The 623-nt window shown below is 28.3% G+C and carries 2 protein-coding genes; both read right to left on the bottom strand.

Annotated elements, in window-relative coordinates; genetic code table 11:
• Positions 1-184, bottom strand: a 184-nt coding sequence (locus tag ACF91D_RS31330; RefSeq protein WP_392438634.1) for a PTS glucitol/sorbitol transporter subunit IIC, incomplete at its 3' end; no start/stop codon positions are given.
• Positions 172-623, bottom strand: a 452-nt coding sequence (locus tag ACF91D_RS31335) for a transcriptional regulator GutM (RefSeq protein ID WP_392438635.1), incomplete at its 5' end; no start/stop codon positions are given. The genes ACF91D_RS31335 and ACF91D_RS31330, both read right to left, overlap by 13 nt.

Here is a 623-nt window from a genome sequence, read left to right on the forward strand (position 1 = left end):
TTTTAGATGATTTTTGTGCAATTATATTAATTCTTTTTTCACCTATTAATTGAATTAATGTGTTCATCGCAATTAATAACATCAATACTAAAGGTACAATTGTTGTCATCCAGTCTATAAATGTATCTGCACCTGTTTGAAATAGATTGATAAAACCTTCAGCTAACTTAACTATGAAGTCCATGTTGATTTACTCCCTTCTTTTTTAAACATTCTATTTATTTTTTTAACCGCTTTAATCATTGGTGAAGGTATTTTTTCAATTTCTCCTCCAGATTTAATAACATTAAATGTGTGTTGGGCGTCTAAGATAGCTTTTATTAATAATTTATTGTACTTTATTAAATCAGTATCTCTTAATTTATGAATTTTATAACCTTCTAAACCTTTTAATTTCTTGAATTTAGAAAATACTGTGACACCTTGCATATAACGAGCATCTTCGATTTCATTACGCTTATTAATTTGGAGTAGCACTAATGTTCCTGATTTAAAAATAGCTGGTCTTCTCCCTATAGCCACACGTCCATTTTCTCGTAATTCTGTATAATGTTTAGTGAAGTTTTTTATTTGAAGCCAACCTAACAAGTATTGAATTACAAATCCAACAGCTAATATGACAA

This window comes from Staphylococcus sp. 231237_7MaSpsaltlick (assembly GCF_043107035.1).